This is a genomic window from Albidovulum sp. (assembly GCF_008933605.1).
In the GTDB taxonomy this organism is placed as follows: Bacteria; Pseudomonadota; Alphaproteobacteria; order Rhodobacterales; family Rhodobacteraceae; genus Albidovulum.
The window spans coordinates 25369-31957 of the sequence record NZ_WBUS01000022.1 but is presented as its reverse complement, the minus strand read 5'-3'; the positions used below and the strand labels follow the sequence as shown (position 1 = coordinate 31957).

Here is a 6589-nt window from a genome sequence, read left to right as displayed (position 1 = left end):
CGCCCTGGCGGCTGGCGGAGGTCGCGGCGGGCCTTGCCGGCGCGCCGGCGCCGGCCGTTCCGTCCGGGGCGGCACTTGGCGATTACATTTCAAGCCATTACGAGGACATGTTGAGCTTCTACGGGCGCGATCCCGGCGCACGGATCGCGCGCAAGCACCTCGGCTGGTATGCCGACGAAGCGGGGATCGACCCGGCGCTGCGGGCTCGGATGCTCGCCGCCGCCTCGCCCGGGGAGGTGCTAGCGCTCGTGGCCCGCGCCTATGGCGGCGAAGCGGAAAGGCGCGCCGCATGAGCCTGCCCGCCGCCGCCACGCTCTGGGCCTCGCTCCCGGTTCCCGCCATCATCCTCGACGAACGCGACCGCGCGATCGACGTGAACCCGGCAGCCGAGCTTTTCCTCAACGCCTCGACCCGGGCGCTGCGGGGCCAGCCCGTCTTCGACCGGCTGGCGGTGGCGGCACCCCTGGAGGAGGTCTTCGCCCGTGTCCGCGCCAACCAGTCCTCGCTCTACATCAACGACGTGGACGTGGGCACCGGCGAACGCGCTCCGGTGATCTGCAACCTTCAGGCCGCGCCGGTGGCCGATGCGCCGGGCCATGTGCTCCTGCTGATCTCGCCGCGCGAGTTCGCCGAGCGGATCGGCCGGGGGCAGGGCATGAAGCATGCCGCGCGGTCGGCCATCGGCATGGCGGAGATGCTGGCGCACGAGATCAAGAACCCGCTGGCCGGGATCACCGGGGCGGCGCAACTGCTGTCGATGAACCTTCCGCCCGAGGACGTCGAACTCGCCGACCTCATCGTCGCCGAGACGCGGCGCATCCTGAAGCTCCTCGAACAGGTGGAGCAGTTCGGCAACCTGCGCCCGCCGGAGGCGCGCGCGGTGAACATCCACGATGTCCTCGACCGGGCGCGGCGCTCCGCGCTCCTCGGCTTTGCCGCGCACATGACGATCCTCGAGGACTACGACCCGTCGCTGCCGCCCACCTCGGGCGACCCCGATCAGTTGCTCCAGGTGCTCCTGAACCTTCTGAAGAACGCGGCGGAAGCCTCTGGCGGGAAACCGGGAACCATCAGGCTTCACACCTTCTACGACCATGCGCTGCGGCTGCGTCGGGTCGACGGCGCCGGCACTCCCTTGCCGTTGCAGATCGAGATCATCGACGACGGCCCCGGCATCCCACCCGAGATCGCGGAGTCGATCTTCGACCCCTTCGTCTCGGGCCGCGAGAACGGCACCGGCCTCGGCCTCGCGCTGGTGTCGAAGATCGTGGCGGACCATGGCGGCTGGATCACCGCGGAGTCCGTCCCCGGGCGGACCGTCTTCCGCCTGTCGCTTTCCGTCGCCCCGCGCGCCGCGGCCCCGAAAACCAAGGAGAAGGTCTGATGGACGGCACCGTACTTGTCGCCGACGACGATCGCACCATCCGCACCGTGCTGACCCAGGCATTGACCCGCGCCGGCTGCAAGGTCCATGCGACCTCGTCGCTGATGACGCTGATGCGCTGGGTCGAGGAGGGCAAGGGCGATCTGGTGATCTCCGACGTGGTCATGCCCGACGGAAACGGGATCGAGGCGCTGCCGAGGATCGCGGCGGAACGGCCCGGCCTGCCGGTCATCGTGATCTCGGCACAGAACACGATCATGACCGCGATCCAGGCGACCGAGGCCGATGCCTACGACTACCTGCCGAAGCCCTTCGACCTGCCCGACCTGATGAAGCGCGCCGCGCGCGCGCTGAACCAGAAGCGCCGCGCGGCACCGGTGCAGAATCCTTCGGCGGCCAAGCCGGCCGACGACCTGCCGCTCGTCGGCCGCACGCCGGCGATGCAGGCGCTCTATCGGCTGGTGGCGCGGGTGATGAACGCCGACCTGCCGGTGCTGATCACCGGCGAATCGGGGACCGGCAAGTCACTCGTCGCGCGCGCCATCCACGATTTTTCCGACCGCCGGACCATGCCCTTCGTCACCGCGGCTTCAGCCGACCTGCAAGGCATCGACGGTCCGTCTGCGCTTCTGGCGCGGGCGCGGGGCGGCACGATCGTCTTCGACGAGATCGGCGACTTCGACGCCGAGGCGCAGGGGCGGATCGTGCGACTGCTCGACGCGCTCCCGGAGAACGCGCCCCGGATCGTCGCGACGACCCAGAAGGCGCTGGCCGCACGGCTCGAGGCGGGCACCTTCCGCGGCGATCTCTACTACCGTCTCGGCGGCGTCACGCTCGCCGTGCCTGCGCTCAGGGAGAGGGTGGAGGATATCCCGCTTCTCGCCGAGCATTTCCTCGCGCGGGCCGAACGCGACGGGGCCCCGGCGCGCCGGCTTGCGCCCGAGGCGGTCGCGCTGATCCGCGCCTACCGCTGGCCCGGCAACGTCCGCCAGCTCGAAAACGCGCTCCGGCGCCTTGTCGTGACCTCGGTGGAACCGGAAATCAGCCGGGCCGAGGTCGAGGCGGCACTTGGCGCGACGCCGGTCGAAAGCCTCAATGTCGGTGTGCAGGACGAGGGTGAGCGGCTTTCCGCCTCGATCGCCCGGCACCTGCGCCGCTATTTCGCCCTGCATAACGACAGCCTTCCGCCACCGGGCCTCTACGGCCGAATCCTCAAGGAAATGGAGGCCCCGCTGATCGAGATCGCGCTCGACGCGGTGGCCGGCAACCAGGCGAAATGCGCCGATCTGCTCGGCATCAACCGCAATACGCTGCGCAAGAAGATCACCGATCTGGATATCCGCGTGACACGGCGGCGAAAGTTGATGTAATACGGCAACAGGAACTGTGGCCCGTCGGCGTCAGCCGGCAGAGAAGCCACCGACCTGTCGGCGGCGGCCGCGGTGCGGCCGGAAACAAGAGGCGAATTCGTGCAGGGCCTTGTGCGCGGCACATCCTGGGACCGGTTCACCCGGCTCCGCAGACAACGGCGCTTCCAGAACGCCGTGACGCTCGGGCTCGTGGTGCTCGGGCCGCTGCTTGCGCTTGCCACCTTCGTCGTGCTGGGACCGTTCGGACAGGGCGCCAACTCCACCGGGCTCAGGCTGATCCTGCTCGCCGACCTCGTCTATTTCCTCGCCCTCGGCGGGATGGTGCTCGCCCGGCTCGCGCGGATGATCGCGGCGCGGCGGGCGAAGTCGGCGGGCTCGCGGCTCCACCTGCGGCTGACCGGGGTCTTCGCAGGCATCGCCCTGGTGCCGACGATCCTCGTCGCGGTCTTCGCCGGGCTCACCGTCAACATCGGCCTTGAGGGGTGGTTCTCGGACAGGGTCCGCGGCGTCGTCGGAACCTCGCTCGCCGCCGCGGAGGCCTACCAGGACGAGCACCGTCAGGATCTCGTGACCGACGCCACGGCGCTGGCCGGCTTCATCAATGCCGCGCGGCGGAGCACGTTCCTGCTCGCCGACAGCGACCTGCGCCAGATCCTGACGCAGGGCCAAGCGCGCATCCAGCGTGGCCTGCGCGAGGCCTATGTCATCGACGGGAGTGGCGAGATCCGCGCCCGCGGGGAGCGCAGCTATCTCTTCGATTTCGAGGAACCCGCGCCGGCCGAGCTGGACCGCGCCAAGGCCGGCGAGACCGTGCTGATCGAGGATTGGTCCAACAACGAGTTCCGCGCGCTCGTCGCCCTGCCGGCCTTCGCCGACCGCTACCTCTATGTCAGCCGCGGCGTCGACGGCCAGATCCTGAGCCTGCTGGACGATACCCGCGAAACGGTCGGGCTCTACCAGCAGCTCGAGTCCTCGCGCGGGCGGGTGCTCTTCGAGTTCGGCCTCGTCTACATCGGCTTCGCGCTGATCCTCGTCCTCGCGGCGATCTGGATGGGCCTGTGGTTCGCCGAGCGTCTGTCGCGGCCGGTGGGCCGGCTTGCCGGGGCGGCGCAGCGGGTCGGCTCGGGCGATCTCGACGTGCAGGTCGTCGAGGAGGAGGGCGACGACGAGATCGCGATGCTCGGCCGGGTCTTCAACCAGATGACGCGGCAGCTGAAGTCGCAGCGGCAGGCGCTCGTCGACAGCCACCGGGCCACCGAGCGGCGGCGCCGGCTCTTCGATTCCGTCCTGTCATCGGTGACCTCCGGGGTCATCGGGCTCGATGCCGAGGGGCGGGTGGATTTCCTGAACCGTGCCGCGACGCGGCTCCTGAACCTCGACGAGACGACCGACCACGGCCGGCCGCTGGCGGACTCGGTGCCCGAATTCGCGGCCCTTCTCGACCGGCTCCGCGAGGGCATCGGCGAGGTCGCGCAGGAAGAGATCAAGGTGAGCCGGGGCGGCCGGCTCGAGAGCCTCCTCGTGCGCATGGCGATCCGCCGCAACGCCGATGGGCGCCTCGAGGGCTATGTCGTGGCCTTCGACGACGTCACCGACCTCGTTTCTGCGCAGCGGATGGCCGCCTGGGGTGATGTCGCGCGCCGCATCGCGCACGAGATCAAGAACCCGCTGACCCCGATCCAGCTTTCGGCCGAGCGGATTAAGCGCAAGTTCATCCGCCTTGTCGGCGACGAGGCGGATTCGCTCGAACAGATGACCGACGTGATCGTGCGGCAGACCGGCGACCTTCGCCGCATCGTGGACGAGTTTTCGAAGTTCGCGCGGATGCCGGAACCCGACCGACGCGAGCATGACCTGACCAGGCTCATGCGCGACGCGGTGACTCTGCAGGAAGGGGCGCTGCACGGGGCGCGGCTGGTCGCCCGGCTGCCGGACGCCCCGGTGACGGCCGAACTTGACGCGACGATGATTTCGCAGGCGGTGACGAACCTAATCAAGAATGCCGGGGAAGCCGTTGAATCACTAATGGAAAAAGGCGCACCGGAAGGCTACGCCCCGGAGGTTCGCGTGACCATGCTGCCCGGCGAAGACGTGGTGACGATCCGGATCGAGGACAACGGGACCGGTTTGCCCGAGGACCGCGCGCGGCTCTTCGAGCCCTATGTCACGACGCGCGAGAAGGGCACCGGGCTTGGCCTTTCCATCGTCAAGAAGATCATCGAGGAACATGGCGGTACGCTCACTCTGGGCGATGCGCCGCTTTTCGACGGCAGCGCCCATCATGGCGCTCAGGCCGAGATCCGCCTGCCGCGGGCGCGGACCGGCCGGGGACAGAAGGAAAAGGCCGCGGCAACGGCCGGAGGTAGGACATGAGCGATATCCTGATTGTCGACGACGAGCGTGACATCCGCGAACTGATCTCGGACATCCTGAAGGACGAGGGCTACGCGACGCGGCTCGCGGGGAATTCCGACGAATGCATGGCCGAGATCAACGGCGAGCCGCCCGCGCTGATGATCCTCGACATCTGGCTGAAGGACAGCCGGATGGACGGGATCGACATTCTGAAGACGGTGAAGCGCGACAATCCGGACGTGCCGATCATCATCATCTCGGGCCACGGCAACATCGAGATCGCGGTCGCGGCGATCAAGCAGGGCGCTTACGACTTCGTCGAGAAGCCCTTCAACATCGACCAGCTTCTCGTCGTGATCCGCCGCGCAATGGAGACCTCGCGGCTGAGGCGGGAAAACGCCGCGCTGCGCCGCCGTGACGTGACCTCGTCGGAGATGATCGGATCGTCGCCGGCCTTCCGCGCGCTCAAGGGGCAGCTCGACAAGGTCACGAAGTCGAACGGGCGGGTGATGCTGACCGGCCAGCCGGGTTCCGGCAAGGAGGTGGCAGCGCGCTACATCCATCTGAACTCCAACCGGGCGGCCGGACCCTTCGTCACCGTCTCCTCCGCCTCGATCGAGCCGGAGCGGATGGAGGAAGTCCTTTTCGGCCGCGAGACGGCGGAGCGCGGCGTCGAGAAGGGACTGCTGGAACAGGCCCACGGCGGTGTCGTCTATTTCGACGAGGTCGCCGATATGCCTTCGGGCACCCAGTCGAAGATCCTGCGCGTGCTGACCGAACAGCAGTTCACCCGGGTGGGGGGCTCCGACAAGGTTCGCGTGGACCTGCGCGTCATCTCTTCGACCACGCGCGACCTTCAGGCCGAGATCGTCGGCGGGCGCTTCCGCCAGGAACTCTACGACCGGCTGAACGTCGTGCCCGTCGCCGTCCCGGCGCTCGAGGAGCGGCGCGAGGATATCCCCGAGCTCGCGCGCCACTTCATCGAGGGCTTCAACAAGTCGCAGGGCTTGCCGCTGCGCGCGCTCAGCGAGGAAGCCGAGGCGCTGATGCAGACGATGTCCTGGCCCGGCAACATCCGCCAGCTGAGGAACGTCATCGAGCGGGTGCTGATTCTCGGCGAGGCCGGCGGCCCGATCGAGGCGCGCGAATTGCCGGGGCAGGGCGATGGCCAGGCGGAGGAGGGGCGGATCGTGCTGTCGGGCGGCCTCGCCACGCTGCCCCTGCGCGAGGCGCGCGAGCTTTTCGAGCGGGAATACCTGCTGACCCAGATCAACCGCTTCGGCGGCAACATCAGCCGGACGGCGACCTTCGTCGGCATGGAACGCTCGGCGCTCCACCGCAAGCTCAAGTCGCTCGGCGTCGTCACGACCTCCAAGTCGGGCGCTCGGATCGCGCATCTCGAGGATGAGGATGAGGAGGAAGATGCCTGATAAACCTCGGGTTTCCGTGCCGGGGCCGGAATGGCGCCCGGCCGTGAACG

Annotated in this window: 5 protein-coding genes; all 5 read left to right on the top strand. The window is 68.7% G+C overall.

Translation table 11 applies throughout. The annotated features are described in order from the left end of the window. On the top strand, positions 1 to 293 hold a 293-nt coding region (locus tag F9K34_RS05140), incomplete at its 5' end, for a tRNA-dihydrouridine synthase (RefSeq protein ID WP_291335833.1). Then, on the top strand, positions 290 to 1384 hold the full coding sequence (locus F9K34_RS05135; RefSeq protein WP_291335832.1) for a two-component system sensor histidine kinase NtrB: 1095 nt from the start codon (positions 290 to 292) through the stop codon (positions 1382 to 1384). The genes F9K34_RS05140 and F9K34_RS05135, both read left to right, overlap by 4 nt. Next, positions 1384 to 2754: a response regulator gene (locus tag F9K34_RS05130; protein WP_291335831.1), complete on the top strand. Its 1371-nt coding sequence runs from the start codon at positions 1384 to 1386 to the stop codon at positions 2752 to 2754. Before F9K34_RS05135 ends, F9K34_RS05130 begins: the two co-directional genes overlap by 1 nt. 99 nt (positions 2755 to 2853) lie before the next feature. Continuing rightward, positions 2854 to 5127 carry a sensor histidine kinase NtrY-like gene (locus F9K34_RS05125; RefSeq protein WP_291335830.1) on the top strand — a complete coding sequence of 758 codons (2274 nt, stop codon included), beginning with the start codon at positions 2854 to 2856 and terminating at the stop codon, positions 5125 to 5127. After that, positions 5124 to 6539: a nitrogen assimilation response regulator NtrX gene (gene ntrX, locus F9K34_RS05120; protein WP_291335829.1), complete on the top strand. Its 1416-nt coding sequence runs from the start codon at positions 5124 to 5126 to the stop codon at positions 6537 to 6539. The genes F9K34_RS05125 and ntrX overlap by 4 nt, the downstream gene beginning before the upstream one ends. Positions 6540 to 6589: the final 50 nt, after the last annotated feature.